Source organism: Merdibacter massiliensis (assembly GCF_900155395.1).
Taxonomy (GTDB): Bacteria; Bacillota_I; Bacilli_A; order Erysipelotrichales; family Erysipelotrichaceae; genus Merdibacter; species Merdibacter massiliensis.
The window spans coordinates 76,052-97,468 of record NZ_LT699724.1 but is presented as its reverse complement, the minus strand read 5'-3'; the positions used below and the strand labels follow the sequence as shown (position 1 = coordinate 97,468).

20 protein-coding genes and 1 other annotated feature are annotated in these 21,417 nt (G+C 38.9%); of the genes, 3 read left to right on the top strand and 17 right to left on the bottom strand.

Features of this window, described 5'->3' with window-relative positions; translation table 11 throughout:
* Window positions 1-27: 27 nt before the first annotated feature.
* Window positions 28-582, bottom strand: coding sequence for a DNA-3-methyladenine glycosylase I (locus tag BQ9859_RS05255; protein WP_075877183.1), 555 nt, complete (start codon window positions 580-582; stop codon window positions 28-30).
* A 255-nt stretch (window positions 583-837) separates the two neighbouring features.
* On the opposite strand from BQ9859_RS05255, the gene BQ9859_RS05250 reads away from it, so the two are divergent.
* Complete coding sequence (locus BQ9859_RS05250; protein ID WP_075876442.1) at window positions 838-2,007, top strand: IS110 family RNA-guided transposase; 1,170 nt, start codon at window positions 838-840, stop codon at window positions 2,005-2,007.
* 132 nt (window positions 2,008-2,139) lie between these two features.
* Here the strand turns inward: BQ9859_RS05250 and BQ9859_RS05245 are convergent, their stop codons facing one another.
* The 8 genes from BQ9859_RS05245 to BQ9859_RS05210 all read right to left on the bottom strand — a co-directional run bounded on the left by BQ9859_RS05245 (window position 2,140) and on the right by BQ9859_RS05210 (window position 10,477).
* Window positions 2,140-2,685: a methylated-DNA--[protein]-cysteine S-methyltransferase gene (locus BQ9859_RS05245; protein ID WP_075877182.1), complete on the bottom strand. Its 546-nt coding sequence runs from the start codon at window positions 2,683-2,685 to the stop codon at window positions 2,140-2,142.
* A gap of 78 nt (window positions 2,686-2,763) precedes the next feature.
* Window positions 2,764-3,354, bottom strand: a complete 591-nt coding sequence (locus tag BQ9859_RS05240) for an HdeD family acid-resistance protein (protein ID WP_075877181.1) — start codon at window positions 3,352-3,354, stop codon at window positions 2,764-2,766.
* Between the two features lie 52 nt (window positions 3,355-3,406).
* Window positions 3,407-3,826, bottom strand: a complete 420-nt coding sequence (locus BQ9859_RS05235) for an Hsp20/alpha crystallin family protein (RefSeq protein WP_075877180.1) — start codon at window positions 3,824-3,826, stop codon at window positions 3,407-3,409.
* A 165-nt stretch (window positions 3,827-3,991) separates the two neighbouring features.
* Entirely contained in the window at window positions 3,992-5,125 is a 1,134-nt protein-coding gene (locus BQ9859_RS05230; RefSeq protein ID WP_075877179.1) for an Mbeg1-like protein, read from the bottom strand.
* Between the two features lie 90 nt (window positions 5,126-5,215).
* Window positions 5,216-7,846, bottom strand: a complete 2,631-nt coding sequence (ppdK, locus tag BQ9859_RS05225; RefSeq protein WP_075877178.1) for a pyruvate, phosphate dikinase — start codon at window positions 7,844-7,846, stop codon at window positions 5,216-5,218.
* A gap of 126 nt (window positions 7,847-7,972) precedes the next feature.
* Window positions 7,973-8,578: a cytidylate kinase-like family protein gene (locus BQ9859_RS05220; RefSeq protein WP_075877177.1), complete on the bottom strand. Its 606-nt coding sequence runs from the start codon at window positions 8,576-8,578 to the stop codon at window positions 7,973-7,975.
* A 75-nt stretch (window positions 8,579-8,653) separates the two neighbouring features.
* Window positions 8,654-9,973 (bottom strand): replication-associated recombination protein A, encoded by a 1,320-nt coding sequence (locus tag BQ9859_RS05215; protein WP_075877275.1) that lies wholly within the window; start codon window positions 9,971-9,973, stop codon window positions 8,654-8,656.
* A gap of 75 nt (window positions 9,974-10,048) precedes the next feature.
* Window positions 10,049-10,477 (bottom strand): Spx/MgsR family RNA polymerase-binding regulatory protein, encoded by a 429-nt coding sequence (locus BQ9859_RS05210; protein WP_075877176.1) that lies wholly within the window; start codon window positions 10,475-10,477, stop codon window positions 10,049-10,051.
* Window positions 10,478-10,582: 105 nt separating this feature from the next.
* Window positions 10,583-10,770: a binding site (T-box leader), on the top strand.
* A 34-nt stretch (window positions 10,771-10,804) separates the two neighbouring features.
* Between BQ9859_RS05210 and trpS the strand changes: the two genes are divergently transcribed.
* On the top strand, window positions 10,805-11,794 hold the full coding sequence (trpS, locus tag BQ9859_RS05205) for a tryptophan--tRNA ligase (protein ID WP_075877175.1): 990 nt from the start codon (window positions 10,805-10,807) through the stop codon (window positions 11,792-11,794).
* Window positions 11,795-11,854: 60 nt separating this feature from the next.
* Here the strand turns inward: trpS and BQ9859_RS05200 are convergent, their stop codons facing one another.
* Genes BQ9859_RS05200 through BQ9859_RS05180 form a run of 5 tightly spaced genes read right to left on the bottom strand, consistent with a single transcriptional unit; the run spans window position 11,855 to window position 18,274 of the window.
* Entirely contained in the window at window positions 11,855-12,685 is an 831-nt protein-coding gene (locus tag BQ9859_RS05200) for an undecaprenyl-diphosphate phosphatase (RefSeq protein ID WP_075877174.1), read from the bottom strand.
* Window positions 12,686-12,699: 14 nt separating this feature from the next.
* Window positions 12,700-14,004, bottom strand: a complete 1,305-nt coding sequence (murD, locus tag BQ9859_RS05195) for a UDP-N-acetylmuramoyl-L-alanine--D-glutamate ligase (RefSeq protein ID WP_075877173.1) — start codon at window positions 14,002-14,004, stop codon at window positions 12,700-12,702.
* A 1-nt stretch (window position 14,005) separates the two neighbouring features.
* Window positions 14,006-14,911, bottom strand: a complete 906-nt coding sequence (gene mraY / locus BQ9859_RS05190) for a phospho-N-acetylmuramoyl-pentapeptide-transferase (RefSeq protein WP_456237777.1) — start codon at window positions 14,909-14,911, stop codon at window positions 14,006-14,008.
* Window positions 14,912-14,967: 56 nt separating this feature from the next.
* Window positions 14,968-16,380, bottom strand: coding sequence for a UDP-N-acetylmuramoyl-L-alanyl-D-glutamate--2,6-diaminopimelate ligase (locus BQ9859_RS05185; RefSeq protein WP_161941280.1), 1,413 nt, complete (start codon window positions 16,378-16,380; stop codon window positions 14,968-14,970).
* Window positions 16,358-18,274: a penicillin-binding transpeptidase domain-containing protein gene (locus BQ9859_RS05180; RefSeq protein WP_075877171.1), complete on the bottom strand. Its 1,917-nt coding sequence runs from the start codon at window positions 18,272-18,274 to the stop codon at window positions 16,358-16,360. The genes BQ9859_RS05185 and BQ9859_RS05180 overlap by 23 nt, the downstream gene beginning before the upstream one ends.
* Window positions 18,275-18,439: 165 nt before the next feature.
* Between BQ9859_RS05180 and rpmB the strand changes: the two genes are divergently transcribed.
* Window positions 18,440-18,631, top strand: a complete 192-nt coding sequence (gene rpmB, locus BQ9859_RS05175) for a 50S ribosomal protein L28 (protein ID WP_075877170.1) — start codon at window positions 18,440-18,442, stop codon at window positions 18,629-18,631.
* A 75-nt stretch (window positions 18,632-18,706) separates the two neighbouring features.
* Here rpmB and BQ9859_RS05170 read toward each other — a convergent pair whose 3' ends face one another.
* The 3 genes from BQ9859_RS05170 to rpe all read right to left on the bottom strand — a co-directional run bounded on the left by BQ9859_RS05170 (window position 18,707) and on the right by rpe (window position 21,410).
* Window positions 18,707-20,032 carry a DUF308 domain-containing protein gene (locus BQ9859_RS05170; RefSeq protein WP_075877169.1) on the bottom strand — a complete coding sequence of 442 codons (1,326 nt, stop codon included), beginning with the start codon at window positions 20,030-20,032 and terminating at the stop codon, window positions 18,707-18,709.
* Window positions 20,033-20,145: 113 nt separating this feature from the next.
* Window positions 20,146-20,757: a thiamine diphosphokinase gene (locus BQ9859_RS05165; RefSeq protein WP_075877168.1), complete on the bottom strand. Its 612-nt coding sequence runs from the start codon at window positions 20,755-20,757 to the stop codon at window positions 20,146-20,148.
* Entirely contained in the window at window positions 20,748-21,410 is a 663-nt protein-coding gene (gene rpe / locus BQ9859_RS05160; RefSeq protein WP_075877167.1) for a ribulose-phosphate 3-epimerase, read from the bottom strand. Before rpe ends, BQ9859_RS05165 begins: the two co-directional genes overlap by 10 nt.
* Between the last annotated feature and the right edge of the window lie 7 nt (window positions 21,411-21,417).

The following is a 21,417-nucleotide window of genomic DNA, read 5'->3' as shown; positions in this document are numbered from 1 at the left end:
GAACATTTCAGATGCAAGCATGCACTTCTATTTTTCATCATTTTGCGAATGATATAAAAAACAATCTTTTTCATGCGAATCAATTATTCCTACTGCTTGCAGGTAAGAATACACAGTGATGCTTCCTACAAATTTCATTCCTCTTTTACGCAGATCACTTGAAAGCGCATCTGATACATCATTCGTGATCTTTCCTATTTCATAGCATTTTTCACCTTTTGTAAAAGTCGTCAAATAAGCCGCAAAACTACCGAATTCTTTTTGGATCGAACAAAATACTTTCGCATTTTGAATACTAGCGTTGATTTTTAGACGATTGCGGATGATTCCTTTCTCATTTAAAAGATCGTTGATCTTTTTATCGTCATATGCAGCAATTTTTTGATAATCAAATTGATCATAGGCATTACGGAAAGCTTCCCGTTTATTCAAAATGCATTCCCAGGACAATCCAGCTTGAAAGCATTCCAGCAACAGCATTTCAAAAAGATAGTTTTCATCAAAATTTTCTTTTCCCCATTCTTGATCATGATATGCTACATAAAGCGGATTGCTTTCATTGCACCAATGACATCGTTTCATATTCTATCTTGTATGATACAAATGTACCTTGTCGTAGCATTCATATCACTTTTCCTTTCCAACCTTTTATATAATGTAGATAGAACCTTAGTACTCTTATATATTTATGTGGTTTATCTACTCAAAGGAGAGTGAATCTATAGGATCTTATTACATCTGTTTATAGCTGGATAGGTTTTGATATCTTCATGTCACGCAAGTTTACACTAGTAAGACCACTATAGAATGACAAGGTTCTAGAAAGGTGGTCTTTTTATGTCTAAACTGTTTTGTGGTATCGACGTTGCTAAATTTGAACACGTCGCAAGTATCTATGATCCTTCTACTGGTGAAATGATTCTTGATTCACTTCATTTTGATAATAACGATAAAGGTTTTAAAACATTATTATCTTCTCTTTCTAAATTGAACAAACGTTGCGAAATACTGATTGGTTTTGAATCAACCGGTCACTATCATCAGGTCTTATTCAATTTTCTAACTTCCAAGAAATATAAGTGTTTTTTAATCAACCCTTATATGACCAGTAAGTTTAGATCTATTTCTTTGCGTGATGCCAAGAATGACGATATCGATTCCAGAGCCATCGCAAAGTTCTTATCGTTTGAATATAAATCTTTGATTGAACAAGAATTCTTAAGCAGCGAATTGAAAGAGCTGGTTAATCAAAGACATTTCTTAATAATCGAGTCTTCAAAAATGAAAATCAAGCTAAAATCATATCTCGATAGAACATTTCCTGAACTTGAATCCATTGTTGATATCAACACAGCTGCTATTCGAGCTATTTTAAAGGAGTATCCAACCGCTAATTCTATATCTGAAGCTAGAATAGATAAACTAAAGAATCTAGCTAAAAAGGCTTCTAAAGGTAAATATTCTCTATCAAAAGTTGAAGCTGTTAAAGAAGCAGCTAAGACTTCAATCGGAATTCACTCTTTAAGCATTGGTTTGAATATCATTCAATGTATTGAAACTTTAGAACTAAAAGAAAGGCAGATTGATAGAATCGAAAAAGAAATCAAAGAACATCCTACTGTGCTTGATTCTCCTTTACATCAGTTAATTGGGATTAACGATATAGAAATCGGTTATATCATGTCTGCCATTATTAGTATAACTCGTTTTAGCTCTCCAGAAAAGATAGTAGCTTATGCAGGTTTAGATCCAAAGGTTAGACAATCCGGTACATGGAAGGCAAATACGACTAGAATGTCCAAAAGAGGAAACAAACTATTAAGATATGCTTTGATATGGACAGCTTTCAATATGACCAGAAGACCTGGACCTATGAAAAACTATTTTGCGCTAAAGAAGTCTCAAGGAAAGTCTCACTACAACGCCTTAGGACACTGTGCAACAAAACTTTGTCGTTACATTTTCTGGATACTTAATCATCCTGATTCAAACTTTGAATACCAATAATTTCAAACAATATTTTCATAAAACAAACTTTTTTATATAAATATATCATTTATAGCTATTCGTTATTTAAGACTACTTATATAACTGAGCTTTCGTATACCCTAAATATACTTTATTGAATTTTGACAATTCTTATCTTTTTTTACTTGACAGATTCATAGCTGGTCTCCTTTTTACAATGTTTTTTTCTAAAACAATACCCTCTAACTGCAACAGTCGAGCCTTATTCTCAATTCCACCACTATAGCCAGTCAGTGTGCCGTTGCTGCCAATGATGCGATGACAGGGAATGATGATCGAAATGGGATTCCATCCGACTGCACCGCCAACAGCTTGTGCCGACATATATCGAATATTGTTGTTTTTTGCTATTTCCCAAGCAATCTGCTGATACGTCATTACTTTTCCATAAGGCACTTTCTTTATATATTCAATCACTTGTTTTCGAAAGGGCGTCACACCATCCAAACGATAAGCAGGATAAAAAGCCGGCTGCTGTCCATGAAAATAGATGTCCAGCCATTTTTTAGTTTTCTGAAATATTTCTAAATCTGCAAAATGATCTGGACGCAATTGCGGACAATGTTTAGCTCCCTGAAACCAAAGACCGGTTAAATATTCTCCATCACTGGCTAGAACAATTTCAGCAAAAGGAGATTGATAAGTCTGCATATACATCCGATAGTCACCTCATCTTTGTACGTTACACTTTCATTATAAAAAAAAGACGTTTTCTTTTCAAACGTCTTTACATGTTTATCGATGAAGGATGCGCATACTTAGCGCTTCAATGAAAAGTGAGATACTGCTGATTATCAAATAAGCAGCTATTAAATAATGAAGCGTAATAACAGAAAATACAGGTAAAAACAGGAATAAGACTCCAAGGAACATATTCATCATGCCGCTTATCATAATGGGAACCGTATTCATCAAATGGTAATATCGAAGGCGTTTTGCCCGCGATAATTTCTCTGCCCCGACCAGCAATAAAAGCATGCCTAGAAAAAATGCAACGGTGGTCATGGTCAACAATAAGGGAAGATCAAATAACAGAATACCTGCAATCACAGAAAATAGACTCAAGAGCAGGATAAAGGGATCACGAAAAAAACCAGGCATATATAAATAAGTTAAGAAATGATAAATACCATAAATTAGTAAAGCAATCGCACTGAACCATTGCAAAGTCAAAAAGATTCCCTTTGGAAAAAAGATACATAAAATTCCAATGACCAACATTCCTGCACTAACTATAAGACATGTCCTTCTTAAATGTCGAACATGCTGGTTCCATTGCAAAACAAATTCTTCCACCGGGTCGAAACCATCATTGAAAAATCGCATACCTTATTCCTCCTCATTTATAAATGATGAGGCATCGATCGATGTCTCATTTCTACTCAATCAAAATTGTCTTCTTTTCAGGCAGCTTGTTCACTTCTTTAGGGAATGTGACCTTTAATTCTCCATTCTCATAACTTGCCTTGATATCTTCTTCGCTTACTTTCTCTCCTACATAAAAGCTTCGCGAGAAACTTCCGCTGTATCTCTCTTGGCGGATCAGATTGCCTTTTTCATCCTTATCCTCCGTATTCGTGTTCCTTGATGCGCTCACCGTCAGATATCCGTCATTCAATTCCAGATGTATATCTTCTTTCTTGCATCCAGGCAGTTCCATATCTAATAGATAATTACCATCCTTCTCCGTGATATCTGTCTTCATTGCCATATCATTTCGTGATGTGAAGATCGGTGATGTAAACATATCATCAAACACTGTATCAAATAAATCATTTGTTCTTGGGAAGAATTTCATATCCATCGCCTCCAGTTGTTTTCTCATCCAATGCTTTTTTTGCATCTGCATGAAATCTTTCCATCGGGCCTTCCCCGATTACACTTATCATTATAATCAAGCTTTTAGCACTGTAAAGTGTTGAGTGCTAAAAGTGGACATTCTTCCCTTTTCTGTCTATTTCTTTCATTGTTTTTCATTTACCGGATGAAAAAGTACTGATTTTGTCTGTGTCCATAAAAAATTAATGACATCAAACAAAAATTTTCGTTCATTATTATTCAATGTTGACAACTCTCGAATACCTGTCATTCCTTGACGTATGCTCATGGAAGAAAAATCAGAAATTTGTCGAATTTCCAGACGATCTAATATATGAAAGATAAGATCAATATATTCTTTTCGCTGTGCATCTTCTTTGCTCATCAGCATTTCATCGATCATCTGCTGAATACGGTCGCTCTCCTCGCTCCAGTGATCAACGCGGACAAATCCATATGCATCTACGCTCCAATGAAAGCCATCATGCTGCGACAAGCCATTTCCTTGTGCATCGATCACTGTATATCGTTCTTTGTGCAGCAATAAACGGCCAATGATCGTCTCTTTGGGTACGATCGTAACGATCTTATCTAATACAGGTGCTGCATCATAATGTTCATAAAAAGAAGGGCGAAATCCTGGACCATCAAAGTTATAAACTTTCCGGAGCCACGGATGCAGTTGTTGTTCACGAATAGCAACATACATTGCCAGATTTCCGCCTTTGGAATGTCCGCCCAAATACAGCGGAGTATGCTTTTTTTGCCATGAAATCAGCGTTCTTTTATGTGAGCGATAACGTTCATACATTTCGCTGGCATAATTCCAGGCAAGCAGATGAGACGGTATCTCATCTAAATATGTCATTTTCATATCTTCTTTCCATCCAAGGATACTATTGTCAGTACCGCGATAAGCTATAAACAAAGCCCCGTCTTCCAAACGAAGCGTGATAGCCGCAAACTGTATTTCTTGTGTCTCATCAAAAACACTTTGATAGTTGAGCAATTCAATATGTTGATACCGGCTGGTTTTTTGTAAAGCATGAACCAATTGCGGAATACGCACAGAATATGCGTATTTTGTCGTAAAATCAGTTCCTGCATATTCTTGAAAGAAACGAGAGCAGGCTTCTGATAAAAGAATCGGTTTTTCCACGATTCCAGTCCATTCAACATAAGCTAATTCACAAAAGATCAAAGCATCGATTTCCTGAAAAGCACACTGTGTAAAAGACAGATCTTTTCGCAAAGTAATATAATCTAAAATATCTAGCACATTACTCACTCCTTGCTTTAACAGTATATCATTCCTTCATATCTGCTTCAAAAAAAAGATGCTCCTACAAGCATCTTTTTTCAGTTACAGTTATTTATCATTCATAATAGCCGCTTGAGCTGCAGCTAAACGAGCAATTGGTACACGGAATGGAGAACAAGAAACATAATTTAATCCAACTCGATGACAGAAATCAATACTTGCTGGATCACCGCCATGTTCACCACAAATACCCATCTTCATATCTGGTCGTGTCATACGTCCTGCTTTCGCAGCCATTGCGATCAGTTTTCCAACACCTTTTTGATCTAAATGTGCAAATGGATCGCTTTCAAAAATCTTCTTTTCATAATAGTCTGTTAAGAAACCTGCTGCATCGTCACGTGAGAATCCAAAAGTCATCTGTGTCAAATCATTCGTACCAAATGAGAAGAATTCTGCTTCTTCTGCAATTTCATCTGCAAGCAATGCTGCTCTAGGAATTTCGATCATCGTACCCACATGATAGCTCATCTGCATATCATTTGCAGCAATGATCTTGTCTGCTGTTTCTACAACAATCTTTTTTACAAAGCTTAATTCTGCTTTGTCACCTACTAATGGAATCATGATTTCCGGCACCATCGTCCATTCTGGATGGCGTTTTTGTACATTGATTGCCGCTTCAATAACTGCAGTTGTCTGCATTTCTGCAATTTCTGGATAAGAGATTGCTAAACGACAGCCGCGATGTCCCATCATTGGATTAAATTCATGCAGACTTACAACAATGCTTCTTAGTTCATCCGCATCCATATCCATTTCTTTTGCCAGATCAACGATATCGGCATCATTATTCGGCAAGAATTCATGCAGAGGCGGATCCAGATATCGAATGGTCACCGGCATACCTTCCATGGCTTCATAAATACCTTCAAAATCACCGCGCTGCATCGGCAGCAATTTATCTAATGCACGTTTTCTTTGTTCTGTCGTCTTGGATACGATCATTTCTCGAACAGCCTTGATACGGTCTCCTTCAAAGAACATATGTTCTGTACGTACCAAACCAATTCCTTCAGCGCCGAATTTTACAGCCTGTGCAGCATCTCTAGGTGTATCTGCATTTGTCCGAATCTTCAATACACGACGTTCATCCGCCCATTTCATAAAACGTTCAAAATTACCGCTGATTGCGGCCGGCACGGTTTTGATGGCCTGCCCATACACATTTCCTGTTGAACCATCTAATGAGATCCACTCGCCGCGGTTGTATTTCTTTCCACCAACAGCGAAATATCCTTCATCATCATGCATCTCGATATCGCCGCAACCGGATACGCAGCAAGCTCCCATTCCTCGGGCAACAACTGCAGCGTGGCTGGTCATCCCGCCGCGTACAGTTAAGATTCCCTGTGCAGCATGCATTCCTTCAATATCTTCTGGTGAAGTTTCCAGGCGAACCAATACTACTTTTTCTCCTTTTGCAGCTTCTGTAATAGCTTCTTCTGCAGTAAATACGATCTTACCGCAAGCTGCACCCGGAGAAGCTGGCAATGCAGCAGCAATCGGCTTGGCAGCCTTCAGCTCATTTACATCAAACATTGGATGCAGCAAAGAATCCAACTGTTTTGGTTCTACCATCATCAATGCCTCGTCAATGGATACTTTTCCTTCATCCACCATATCACAAGCAATCTGCAAAGCAGCTGCTGCTGTACGTTTTCCATTTCTTGTCTGCAACATGAACAATTTTCCTTTTTCAATGGTAAATTCCATGTCCTGCATATTACGATAATGATTTTCCAGAATACCGCAAATCTCAACGAATTTATCATATGCCTGCGGCGCAACATCTTTCAGCTGGTCAATTCGCTGTGGTGTACGAATACCGGCTACGACATCTTCACCTTGTGCATTCATCAAGAACTCACCATATAATTTATTTTCACCTGTAGACGGATTTCGAGTAAAGGCAACGCCTGTACCGCAATCATTTCCCATATTGCCAAATACCATCATCTGCACATTTACTGCTGTTCCCCAACTGCTAGGAATATCATTCATCTTGCGATAATAAATGGCACGCGGATTATTCCAAGAACGGAATACGGCCTCAATCGCACCAAATAATTGTGTTCGCGGATCACTTGGGAATGGTTCGTTCAATTCCTCTTCATAGAATTTTTTAAACAGAACTACTAATTTTTTCATATCGTCTGCATCCAGATCTAAATCATCAGTAATTCCTTTTTCTTTTTTTACTTCATCAATGATATCTTCAAATCTTGCTTTATTCAGTCCCATCACGACATCAGCATACATTTGAATGAAGCGACGGTATGAATCATAGGCGAAACGTGCATTCCCAGTTAATTTTTCAACACCTTCCACCACTTCATCATTGAGCCCTAGATTTAAAATAGTATCCATCATGCCTGGCATGGAAGCACGCGCACCACTGCGCACAGACACAAGCAAAGGATTGTTCACATCGCCAAACTTCTTTTCGGCCTGCTGCTCTAATTTTGCCAAATACTCTTCGATCTCTGCATGAATTTCATCATTAATACTTTCATTATCCGCATAATATTGATTACATGCTTCTGTCGTGATCGTAAAGCCATAGGGAACCGGCATGCCTAATCTGCTCATCTCTGCGAGGTTCGCTCCTTTTCCTCCCAGAAGTTCGCGCATCGACTCATTTCCTTCCGCAAAAAGATACACGAATTTTTTACTCATACTGAATCCTCCTTAATGATATGTAATCGTTTTCATTATCCATGAGAATATTATAATACAATTCAATTCATTTTCATAGCTTTTTCAAAAAGAAAGAATGTGAAACCTTTCACATCCTTTTTAACTCTATTGATGAAACGCTGCTATGATCATATCCACAATTGCATTTGTTTCAAATTTTCCGGTATTGATGCATAGATCGTAATTCTCAGCCTTCCCCCAAACGCGGTCCGTATAATATTGATAATAGTTGCTGCGGCGCTTATCTACTTTTCGCAGCATATTTTCATCAGCATCTTCAACATGATACTCATCCATCACGCGGCGCAAACGATGATCCATATCTGCACACAAATATACATTCAATACATCTTCCCGCTCTTCCAAGACATAATCTGCACATCGGCCTACGATCACACAAGGTCCTTCATCAGCCAGCTGTTCAATGATGTTTGCCTGTGCAAGATATAGCTGATCATTGATCGAATATTCATAAATACCGCCCGCAGGGGATCCTAATGCATATCCGATGGCACCGATCACTTGGTACATGCGTCCTGTTTCTTCACCTTCACTTTTGAAGATTCTCTCATCAATGCCACTCTTCTTGCTTGCCAATTCAATCAGTTCTTTATCATAAAACGGAATATTTAAGCGTTCTGCTAAAAGTTTTCCAATTCCTCTTCCGCCACTGCCAAATTGTCTAGAAATCGTAATGATCTTTTTTTTCATAGAGATCCCTCCTTTTTCATTTTCATTATACATCATTTTTATATATTTAAACAGAATATGAAAACGTTTGCTTCTTTATTTCTTTTTTGCGTGTCGCAGCATTTCCAGCTGCTGCATCCGTCTTCTGACCTTTTCTTCACTGCCATAACTTGTAGGTTCATAGTAAAGATGACCCTGTAAAGCTGGTGGCAGACATTCCATGTCTGTAATAGCATTTTCTTCATCGTGTGCATAGCGATAACCTTGCCCATAATGGAGATCTTTCATCAAAGAAGTCACTGCATTGCGAATGTGCAGCGGTACCGGCTCTTTCATCGTTGCATATGCATCCTTCTTTGCTTTCTCATATGCCCTATATAAAGCGTTTGATTTTGGAGCCAAAGATAAATACGTCACTGCATGTGTCAGATGGACGCTACATTCCGGCATTCCAATATAATGACAAGCCTGATAAGCAGCAATACAGATTTCTAGAGCCCGGCTGTCTGCCATCCCTACATCTTCACTTGCAAAGCGAACTAATCGGCGGGCAATATAAAGCGCATCTTCACCAGCTTCTAACATTCTGGCTAACCAATAGATAGCAGCCTGTGTATCACTGTTCCGCATGGACTTATGAAGCGCGCTGATCAAATTATAATGTTCTTCTCCCTTTTTGTCATATAAGAAAGATTTACAAGCGGTCACTTGTTCGATCAATTCTTTATTCACAGTCAAGTTACCTTCAACTTCTACTGCATTCAACACCGCCATTTCCAGTGTATTTAATGCCGTGCGTGCATCCCCTGCACTAAAGGCAGCAATCATTTCAATACATCCATCCTCTATGATGATTTTTTGATTGCCAAATCCATTTTCAGCATGTAAGGCATGTTGCAAAAGCTGATAAAGATCTTTTTCAGACAATGCCTGCAAAACAAATACTTTGCAGCGTGATAATAAAGCCGAGTTGATCTCAAAGGAAGGATTTTCTGTCGTTGCTCCTATCAATATGATGCTGCCGTTTTCCACATAAGGTAAAAAAGCATCCTGCTGCGCTTTATTAAATCGATGTATCTCATCTACAAATACGATTGTTCTTTCATGCAGCTGAAGACTTTCCTGAGCTTGTTTCATCACTGTTTTAATTTCTTTGATCCCGCTGGTCACTGCACTGAAATTAATGAAAGATGCTTTCGTCTGATGGGCAATGATCCTGGCTAATGTAGTTTTCCCTACTCCAGGAGGGCCCCAGAATATCATGGAGGGAACAAGATCATTTTCTATCAATTGACGTAATATCTTCCCTTTACCAACTAAATGCTGCTGTCCGACATATTCATCCAATGTCTGAGGACGCATGCGATTTGCTAATGGTTCATTCATCTGCGATGTAAATAATGTACCTTGTTGCATTTTGATCACCTTTGCTTTATCATAGCACATTTCGACATCATTGTATAAAGGATAAAAAAAGCTGTCAGAAGACAGCTAACAAGCACGGACTTTTCCGCATACCGGATAATTGGGGCATGACTCATTACATGTCGATTCTACGACATTACGCAACGCCTGCGGCACCATTGCCGTAATTTCGTCATCATCATATCCTACCACCATATTCTTTTCAGAAATCATAATAGGACGCTTCAAGATCGAAGGGCTTTTTTTCACGATTTCGACCAAACGGGAAACAGACAGATCATCAATGTCGCAATCTAACTGTTGAAATGCTTTCGATCGCACGGATATGATATCCTCTGTACCATTTTCACATCGAGATAACAGATATTTGATTTCATCTTCCTTCAACATTGTTGTAAATATATTCTTTTCAACAAAGGGAAGCTGATTATCCTTCAACCACTGCTTTGCTTTGCGGCAACTTGCACATCCGGGTGATGTATATAAAATTATCATTTTTCATCACACTCCTCTATCGTTTATTATACCCTATTCCATTCATAAAAGGTATAAAATTTTTTTACACTTGCTAACAAATTCATTTCGTTGTATGATTGAAATGGATTTACAAAGAGAAAGAATGAGTAGTTATTTTCTCCCTTCTTTAGAGAGTCTGTGGCAGGTGAAAACAGATGAACAGAAAACAACGAATTGGAACTTTTGAGCAGATCCTGGTGGCACCAATACAGCTGGAGTGATTGCTGATCAAGCGATAAGCTGGGTGGTACCGCGTATTTTACGTCCCTGTAAAAAGGGCTTTTTTATTTTAGGAGGTAATATATTATGCAAACGATGTTAAGTGGCATCAAGCCAACTGGTCGTCTGACACTAGGAAATTATATTGGGGCCATACGTCAGTTTATTCAGTATCAGGATGAATATGATATGTATATCTTCATTGCCAATTTACATGCCATCACCATTACAGTTGATCCAAAAGAACTAAAGCAGAATACCAAAGATCTGATTGCTTTATATCTGGCATGCGGCTTAGATCCCGAAAAAGTAACTTTATTCTTGCAAAGTGACGTCCATCAACACGCTGAATTAGGATGGATCATGACCTGCCATTCCTATATGGGAGAATTACAGCGTATGACACAATATAAAGATAAAACTGCAAAAGGAGAAACAGGAATCACAGCAGGATTGTTTACCTATCCGTGTTTAATGGCCGCAGACATCTTGATGTACGATGCAGATTTTGTTCCGGTAGGTGTCGATCAAAAACAACACGTAGAATTAGCACGCAACTTAGCTGAACGGTTCAATCATCGTTATGGAGATATCTTCAAACTTCCTGAACCGTTAACTCCAAAAGTAGGGGCGAAGATCTATTCCCTGCAGAATCCGACAAAAAAGATGAGCAAGTCAGAAGCAAACCCAAAAGGAACGATCAATTTGCTGGATGATCCAGCACAAGCCCGCAATAAAATTAAATCTGCAGTCACTGATTCCATCGGCATCGTTCAATATGATCCGATCAATCAGCCAGGTGTATCCAATTTATTGACGATCTTGACTTCTCTTAGCGGAGAATCCATTGATTCCATTGTTTCCCGTTATCAAGGAAAAGGATATGGAGTACTGAAAAAAGAAGTTGGCGAGGTCGTATATCAATTCCTGAGTGATCTGCAAGAACGTTACCGTTCGATCATTGCCAGTGGACAAATTGATGAGATTTTACGCAAAGGCAATGAGAAAGCAAGCCGAATAGCTGAAAAGAAATTACAAAAAGTAAAAAAGAAAATCGGATTTCAAATTTTAAAATAAAAGATGACGGCAGTCGGTATGTTTCCAGAATTCTGGATCATACCAAACAGCCGTCATTTTTTAAAATATCAGAAAATATAGCAATACGATCACGCCAAGCACGATACGATAATAGCCAAAGATCTTAAAGTCATGTTTTTTGATGTAAGCCATCAAGAAGCGAATAACGATGACAGATACGATAAATGCTGTCAGCATGCCGATCAGCAAAATCAGAAATTCCATTGTACTAAAAGCAAATCCAAATTTAACAAGCTTCAATAAACTTGCGCCAAACATGACCGGAATTGCCAAAAAGAAAGTAAATTCTGCTGCAACTGTTCTGCTGATACCGATCATTAAAGCGCCTAAAATAGTTGCTCCCGAACGAGAAGTACCTGGAAAAATAGCAGCTATTAACTGAAAGAAACCAATGATCAAAGCATCCCGATATGTTATTTGCGATAATGCAGTAACACGCGAACGTTGATAACGATTACGGCTTTCTAACAATATGAAAGCAATACCTACTAAGATCAGCATGATTGCAACGACGATAGAATTGTATAAATGCTCATTCAGCCAATCATCGAACAGTAAACCGACAACTGCTGCGGGAATACAGGCAACTAAGATCTTAAACCACAGCACGAATATGTCATAACGCAAAAAAGGCCGATTTTTATTTTTGAAATTGAAAGGAAACAATTTTTTCCAATACAGCAATACTACAGCCAGAATAGCACCTAATTGAACGACGACAAGGAACATCTCCCAAAAATGTTCGCTTACCTTCATCGGCATGATCTCTTCCAACAAGATCATGTGCCCTGTCGAACTGATTGGCAGCCATTCCGTGATACCTTCTACGATTCCATACAGGATCGATTTGATTAATTCAATAATATCCATGATAGAGCTCCCTTCTACAGAATGGCCTGCACCATTTCTTTAAATATACGTCCCCGCTCTTCATAATTATGAAATTGATCATAACTAGAACAAGCAGGCGACAATAAGATGATATCACCAGAGCAAGCCTGCTTGCAAGCCTCATCCAATGCTTCTTTCATCGTTTCATGCACGATACAGTTTGTGAATACATCCTTAAACTTATCTTTCGTTTCACCAAAAGATACGCATAATTTTACACGGCCGTCAAAACGTTTGAGGTCATCAAAAGGAATACCTTTATCATGGCCCCCGGCCAATAAGATGATATTTTTTGGAAAAGAAGACAGCGCTGCAGCTACGGCATGTGTATTTGTAGCTTTAGAGTCATTATAGAAACGCACCCCGTCTTTTTCTCCTAAATATTCCAAGCGGTGTTCTACCGGTGTAAAAGTTGCGCAAACTTCTCGAATATCTGAAAGGGAAACACCCATGCGATATGCCATGCAAGCTGCGATCATCGCATTGCATACATTATACTCTCCTACGATTTTCAATGTATCAATGGCAAACAGCATCTGATCATGCAACCACACTTTCCCATCTTTTTGATACAGATCGACATCTGTCCTTTTCATTGAAAAATCAATGATCTGACAAGGTATATGTACTGCATATTGCATGATAAGGGGATCATCTACATTGCGCAAAAACCAATCATCTGCTTGCGTGCTTTGATAGATTCGCATCTTGCTTGAATAATAAGCCTCTAAACTATCCATATAATCTAAATGATCCGGTGCCAGATTACATACGACACTGACACAAGGACGGAACTGCTCCATGCCCAGCAACTGGAAATTGCTTAATTCGATTGCCACATCTTTCTCTGTTTCTTCATAACGGTCCGCCCATTCGCATAATGGATAGCCGATATTGCCTGCCACCAGAGCATTTCCTTTTCTTTGTAACATAGCATAAAGTAAAGAAGTAATGGTCGTCTTTCCGTTCGTTCCAGTTACAGCACCATAACGAAAATGTTTTGCAAACCGATACCCGATCTCAATTTCTGTATAGATCGGTACCTTTTTTTCCACAAAAGCTTTCACGATCGGCACACGATAAGGAATTCCTGGATTCTTTACGATAAAATCCCAACTTTTTTCTTTCAGCCATTCTGGATGTCCGCCATCTACAACCAAAATCCCATCATCTTCTAGTTCTTTTTTATTATCCAGTATTTGGCTATCCGTCAATGTGACTTGATAGCCGTGCTTTTTCAGTAGTTTTGCAGCTGCCATTCCGCTGCGTGCTGCTCCAATCACCAATACTTCTGCCATATCACATCACCCCCAAAAATAAACCGATCAATGCAAGTATGAGGCCAATCCCCCAAAACATGCTCACTACTTTTGTTTCTTTCATGCCGCACATCTCAAAATGATGATGAATCGGAGCCATCTTAAAGACACGTTTCCCTGTCCTTTTGAAATAAGTAACCTGTATCACAACAGATAATACTTCTATCACGAAAACGCCGCCAATCATGATCAATAACAGTTCTTCTTTGGTTACCATGGCTACAGCAGCCAATAATCCCCCAAGAGCCAGCGATCCTGTATCGCCCATAAAGATTTTTGCCGGATGTAAATTAAAGCGAAGATATCCTAATAAAGCACCAATTATACAAAGCAACAATACAGCTAGCGATCGATTTCCTTGCAGTAATGAAAAGATCACATACGGAAACAGGGCAATGATGCTGACACCAGCACAAAGGCCGTCCAAACCATCGGTTAAATTGACCGCATTGCTTTCTGCAGTAAACATGATAAACACGAGAAAGAAATAAAACCAACCTAAATCAAAATGAATATCCAATATCGGTATCATGATCTCTGTAGAAGCAGATGCTTGATACAATAAAAAGAAGACAACCGCCAATACAGACTGCATGGCAAACTTCACGCCAGGTTTCAAACCATCATTGTTTTTCTTTACTACGATCAAATAATCATCGATGAAGCCAATCAACCCGTATCCCAAATAAGCCAAAATAACAATCTGAATATTATTTTGCCGCAATGCATCCAATTGTAAGATTGCAAAGACCAGAACAGGAACAATGATAAAAACGAGTCCTCCCATCGTTGGTGTTCCATTCTTCACTTTGTGTGAGGCCAGTCCTTCTTCTCTTTCTGTCTGACCAAACTTAATTTTATGTAAGTAGCGAATCACACCTGGCATAACCAGCAAAGTTATGACCAAAGATGCAATAAACGCTACTAAAAAATCTAGCTGTATCACGCACGTTCCTCCTTTTCCCTGAGCGCGCAGCGAAGCACCTGGGCATCATCGAACGGATAATCTTTTCCATTGATGTTCTGCCAACGTTCATCGCCTTTGCCAACAACGAGTATTATATCATCATTCCTACTGTTTTTCACTGCAAATTTGATAGCACATGTTCGATCTTCAAAAATCATAACATTGTTTTTTACTTGTGCACACATCATGGCAAATATTTGGGATAAAGGTTCACGTCTGGGATTGTCGCTGGTGAAGATGCATAAATCGCTGTTCATGCTTGCAATATAGCCGATTTCTTTTCTTTTTTCCTGATCTCTTTCTCCTCCGCAACCGATTATTGTAATGATGCGATCATGAGGAAAAGCTCGTATGCTTTCAAACAATGCACAACAGGCGCTTGCTGTATGAGCATAATCAACAAATGCAAAAGGATGTTCCCAAACCTTTTGCAAACGCCCTTCCAGCGGTTGCAGTCGCCGAATTGCTGTTTGGATCTGCTCCTGATTCATTCCAAACAAATGGCAAACTGCAATCACTGCGCTCAGGTTGACTGCTTGAAAATCACCGCAGATCTTAGTAACGTAACTTACCTCATTTAAAAAAAATCGAAGACCGCTTGCACTTGCAACAATATCATGAAGCCAAAAATGCGACATTTTCTTACCATACGTTACACAGTTGCCCTCAATCAAAGGATACAAATCTTTCAGATGCGGATCTTCATGGTTCACTAATATCTTCCCTGTTTCTTTTTTATATTTCCGCAAACGATACTTAGCATAACGATAATGAGCTTCACACAGATGATAATCCAGATGATCCCGTGTAATATTTGTATAGACGATATAATCAAAACGAATGATTTGGATACGCTCCTGCATGATTGCATGTGAACTTACTTCCATGATGACACAATGCACACCATGCTGGTGTCCCTTTTCAATCAATTGTACCAAAGTACACAATGACGGTGTCGTATTTGCAATTTCCTGTTGGAATTTTTTGCAAAGGACATGATGGGTTCCGATCCACAAACAATTTTCACGACAAGATAAACATTGATAAAGAAAATAAGCAGTACTTGATTTTCCATTTGTTCCTGTGATTCCTATATAGACCATATTGCTAAAAAGCTTTGGATAATATAAGCGGAGCAGTGTATACAAAGCCTCTTTTCCATTTGTTACGACATAAACATTATCGAAAGGACAGGAGTGTGTACAGAAAACAACAGCACCTTTTGACAAAGCCTCCTCTATATAAGCTTCCCTTTTTTGATCATACGCGACAAAGATCCAGTCTTTTTTTACACAGCGGCTGTCATCATGAACACCTTTGATCAGCCGATCATCCCGGCTCACAATGCCGAATGTGAGCAAGACTTCATTTAAATGTATCTTCTCCAAGATAGATCCACACCTTTCCTTCTTCTGTAAGCGTCACTCCTGGTGAAGGAAGCTGATCTATGACAGTATTTCCTTCTCCAATAAATTCGAAACTGATGCCCTCTTGTTTCACTTCCTCTTTCTTCATCCCAATAAAATCTTGTATGACGACAGCTTCTGTTTCAGGCCAAACAATTTTTTTTGGCAATTGCTCTTCATTCTTTTCAATACCCATATAAGGTAAAATATCTTCATACATCGCTTTTACAACAGGTGCAACAACAGTACCTCCATATTGCACATCATTCTGCGGAGCATCTACAGCAACATAAATAACGATTTGCGGGTCTTCCATTGGTGCTGCCGAAATGAACGATAAGATATATTCATTTTCCATATATACGCCATCCACCGCTTTTTGTGCAGTACCTGTCTTTCCGCCAATGCGATATCCATTGATATATGCCGATTTTCCTCCGCCATTAGCAACAACACTTTCTAATGCATACCGCATCTTTTCACTAGTTTCCTCGCTAATGACTTTGCGTTTGGCTTGGGTTCCTACTTCCAACAATACGTCATTGCTGATAGGATCTGTAAATGCTTTGGTAATATGCGGTGTATACAATGTGCCGCCATTCACAATGGAGCTAAAAGCACACACAAGCTGAATAGGCGTTACTGCAATTCCTTGTCCAAAAGCCGTTGTCGCAGCCTCTAATTCCCCCATTGCTTCTTTTTCAAAAAGAATGCCGCTGCTTTCTCCTGGAAGATCGACTCCTGTTTTTTCTCCAAATCCAAAGGACTGGATCGAAGTATATAATCGATCAATCCCCAGCCTGCGGCTAATTTCAACAAAACCTGGGTTCGATGAATTTTCTAATACTTGCAAAAATGTTTGCAGTCCGTGTCCTCCTGCTCTCCATGACTTGATTCTGGCTCCTTCTACTATTTCATACCCTTTGTCAAAATAAGTATCCTTAAACATATCGAATAAGTTATAATCCAATGCTGCTGCAAATGTTACAGATTTGAAGGTCGACCCTGGTTCGTAGCTCATCCAAATTGGCAAATTGCGGTTGATGATGCTTTGATCATACTCTTCATAATGATTTGGATCAAAATCTGGTTTGGAAATCATCCCTAATATTTCTCCTGTGTTAGGATTCATCGCTATTGCCAATGCCTGTTTTGGTTGATAACGTTCCATCAAATTTGTCATTTCGCGCTCCATGATATCTTGAATATGGGAATCAATCGTCAAAATGACATTCAAACCATTTCCGCTGGCATTGTAAGTTTCTTCATATAAAGTAACATTCTGTCCTTTGGCATCAAAAGGGATCTTTAACGATCCATTTTGCGCTTTTAAAACCGCATCATACTGCAATTCTAAACCGGCTAATCCTTGATTATCTATACCAGTAAATCCGAGCACTTGCCCCAAGTAGTTTCCTTTCGGATAATATCGCTGCGAATCTCTAACGAGATATACCCCCTCTAATTGCAACTGTTCGATTGCAGCCGCTTGTTCTTCATCGATTTGCCGGCCTTCCGGCTGTAATTTTTGTGTAGAAACTTTTTTTGTTATTTTTTCATACAATTCTGTTTCATCTGCATGCAAGATGGCCGCAAGCTGGGCAGCGGCTTGTTTGGGATCTTGAATCTGTGAAGGAACAACGACAATAGAAGATGCAGGCATATCTTGAGCCAGGATCGTTCCATCTGCACTAATAATGCTTCCGCGAATTCCCGCAACAGCAAAATCGCGCTGCCATAACTCAAAAGCCCTTTCCATGATCGTATCATGATGAAAGATCTGTTCATAACCTAACTTTGACAAGATACAAGAAAAAAGCAACATGGCACATAGATAGATACATCGAATTCTCTTTTTCACTTTTCCTCGTAGCATTCGTATTCACCACTTTATCTTATGAAAGAAAGAAAAGAATCATGAAAATTTTATTATCACTTGCTTAGAAATCTTTTTTTAAGAATATGCTTGCTTTTTTATGTCAAAAATGGTAGTATAAATAAGCAAATTGCGTAAAAATATCGCGTAAAGGAGGTAAGCAGTATGTCAAAAGTATGTGCAATTACTGGTAAAGGCCCTTTATCAGGAAACAGACGTTCACACTCAATGCGTGCATCTCGCCGCACATGGAATGTAAATTTACAGAAAGTGAAGGTTATTGTTGACGGAAAGCCACAGACGCTGCGTGTCAGTGCCCGTGCTCTGAAAACATTGAAAAAGAACAACGCGATCTAGTAAATACATTTAAGAACAGGCAATGCCTGTTTTTTTATTTTTGATAAGAAAAAAACACTTTTTTAAAAGTGCTTTTTATCGGTGATGGATACTTTCCAAAACTCTGTTTTCTTTACCGCTTTCGTGACAAGGATAAAACTGGCGCGTGATAACGATGCTTCCTTTTTTATGATACTCTTTATCTAAATAATCTAAATACGTACCTGGTGTGATCAATCCGCGCATGCTGAGCACATCCGTCCCCAGACGCCCAATGATCGAATCCGCCAATAATACACAATTGGATCCTAAAGCAAAATAGGTTTTAAACCGCCCTTCCCGAAATTTATAAAATTTAGCACCTGTCTTGTAAACAAGTCTGGAAGGATAGTCTTCTTGATAATCTTTCGGATGAGAAAAACCATTTTCCCTTTCAATTTTCGTCAACCAGCGATAACCCTTTTCGATGATCCGATTGATTGCTTGACGAATATCTGCTTTTTGTTCTTCAGTCAGCCGCAAACCATATACAAATAAATTGTTCTTTTCTACAGACAGGTAATTTTCGACCGTCGAAGCAATTGGTGAAAGAAAAAAAACACCGTCCCCTATAATACTATTTAATCGATAACTTTCTGTATCATAGTTCCCATAAGATATGATCATCCCTTCAAAGCCAATATCTACATGTCCCAACAAGCCAAATCCATTATCCGTAACATGGACATACACTTCTAGATCCGGATTGCCAGCTTCTTGATAATCATCTTCTTCAAATTCTTCATTTTCTTTTAGATACGCGTTGATATCATTTAATGTTTTTGCAGGAATGACTGCGCAAACGATGGCAGGCAATGTGATGCGGATCTTTCGTGTCATCCGGTTTCTCGTTTTGCTTGAAAGAGAATCAAATCCATCTCGAAAATAAGTCAATCCCAGCAAAATAAAGTAAATTCCAAATAAAATCAACATATCATCCATCGTTAATTGCGGTGACAATAAAAAGATGCCTCCCACCACATATAGTGTCAGAGCAGTGAAAAACAACAACAATCGCCCGCGCACACGATCTTCCCGATATAGCCACCATTGTACCATACAAGCTGTAGCGTACAATAACATATAGCAACCAAACAGCACGACCATCAGCCATTGCGGGATTCCTTGATACCAAATCAAAATGATTGACGCAATGATACTAAGTATTGATCGCAGAATGGAGTTAAAATCTCCATGATGATGAACTTTCGGTAAAAAAAAGCGGATCAACTGAATTCCACCGCTGACAAAAAGGGCAATCCCCAATAAGACCATAACTAGCGATACCAAGGAGCTTTTGATCCATATAGAAAGCACGCCAGTAATTTCCAGCACAACACCAACCAAAAAATAAAAAATAAGGTTCTTATTAAAACTGGTCATGCTTTCACCTCTTTCAAATCCCACTTAATTTAAACATACTTTCCATTAATTGTAAAGAAACAGGGAGGCCATCTTCCATTTTGAAAAAAGTCATCTCTCGCCAATGACTTTTTTCAAAGTGATTCGTTATCATTTGCTTCTATCATCAATACACGACCTTCATGAAGGGTGATAACTGCCTGAGTTCCTATGATTTCATTTGATACCGTGAATATGTCTGAAGTATCTATTTGTTTATGATCTAAAGGGTAAGAAACCCCTTCTTCACTCATGCAACTTTTTTCCAAAGCCAAAAATGATAAATACGTATACTCTTTCTGAAAGATATACGTTCCCTTTGACAAGACACGTACGCGGTTGTTCTCATCCATCAGGATCAAGAAAGGAAATCGGTGCAACAAAAGATACAGATTTGCCATTGTATGGTCAAAGCGTCCCTGTAAAACGCCATAAAGAATAATCTGATCATAATTTCTCTCTATTGCTTCATAAACAGCACTTTCCATATCCGTCTCATCTTTTCGCGTAGGTAAACGATAGCATACTACTTCCTTCTCAATCGAAGAATAGGTTCCTTTTGCCGTATCAAAATCACCCAAAGCAAATACCATCGAAATCCCCTGTTCCATGCAGCGGAGAGCTCCAGCATCAACACCGGCATAATCTGCACCTTCAATCAAAGGAATTTTTTTTGCCAATGGAGAAATCAATAAGATCACTGACATAACAAAGACTCTACGGCTGATTGAATATCTTGTTTGAACACATAGCTTCCCGCAACAAGGGTATCACAACCCGCATTTCTTGCGAGCACTGCAGTCTTATCATTGATGCCGCCATCGATTTCAATACGCGTAGAATATCCATTTTGTTCGATCACCTCTCTGGCTCTACGAACTTTTTCCAGCATGTCTTCCATAAAAGCCTGTCCTCCAAAGCCTGGTTCTACTGACATGATCAGTAAGACGTCAATTTGATCTAAATGTTGCAGCAAAGGTTCCACACTCGTTTTAGGTCGCACACTGACACCGGCTAAAACGCCTCTGCTACGAATATGTGCACATAGATCACAGATCGCAGAAAGATCATTTTGAAGTGCTTCACTATGAAATGTCAATACATCCGCCCCTGCATCAATGAATACATCCGCATATTTTTTGGCATCTTCCACCATGATATGTACATCCATGACCTGAGGCAATACTTTTTTGAATCCTTTTAACATATCCGGACCAAATGTTAAATTTGGAACGAAATGTCCATCCATCACATCAAAATGGACCCATTCCGCTTTGCTGTTTGCAAGTTCTTTCAGTTGTTCACTCGTCTTTGAATAATCCAAAGATAAAATAGATGGTGAGATAATCAATTTTTTCATCAAAACT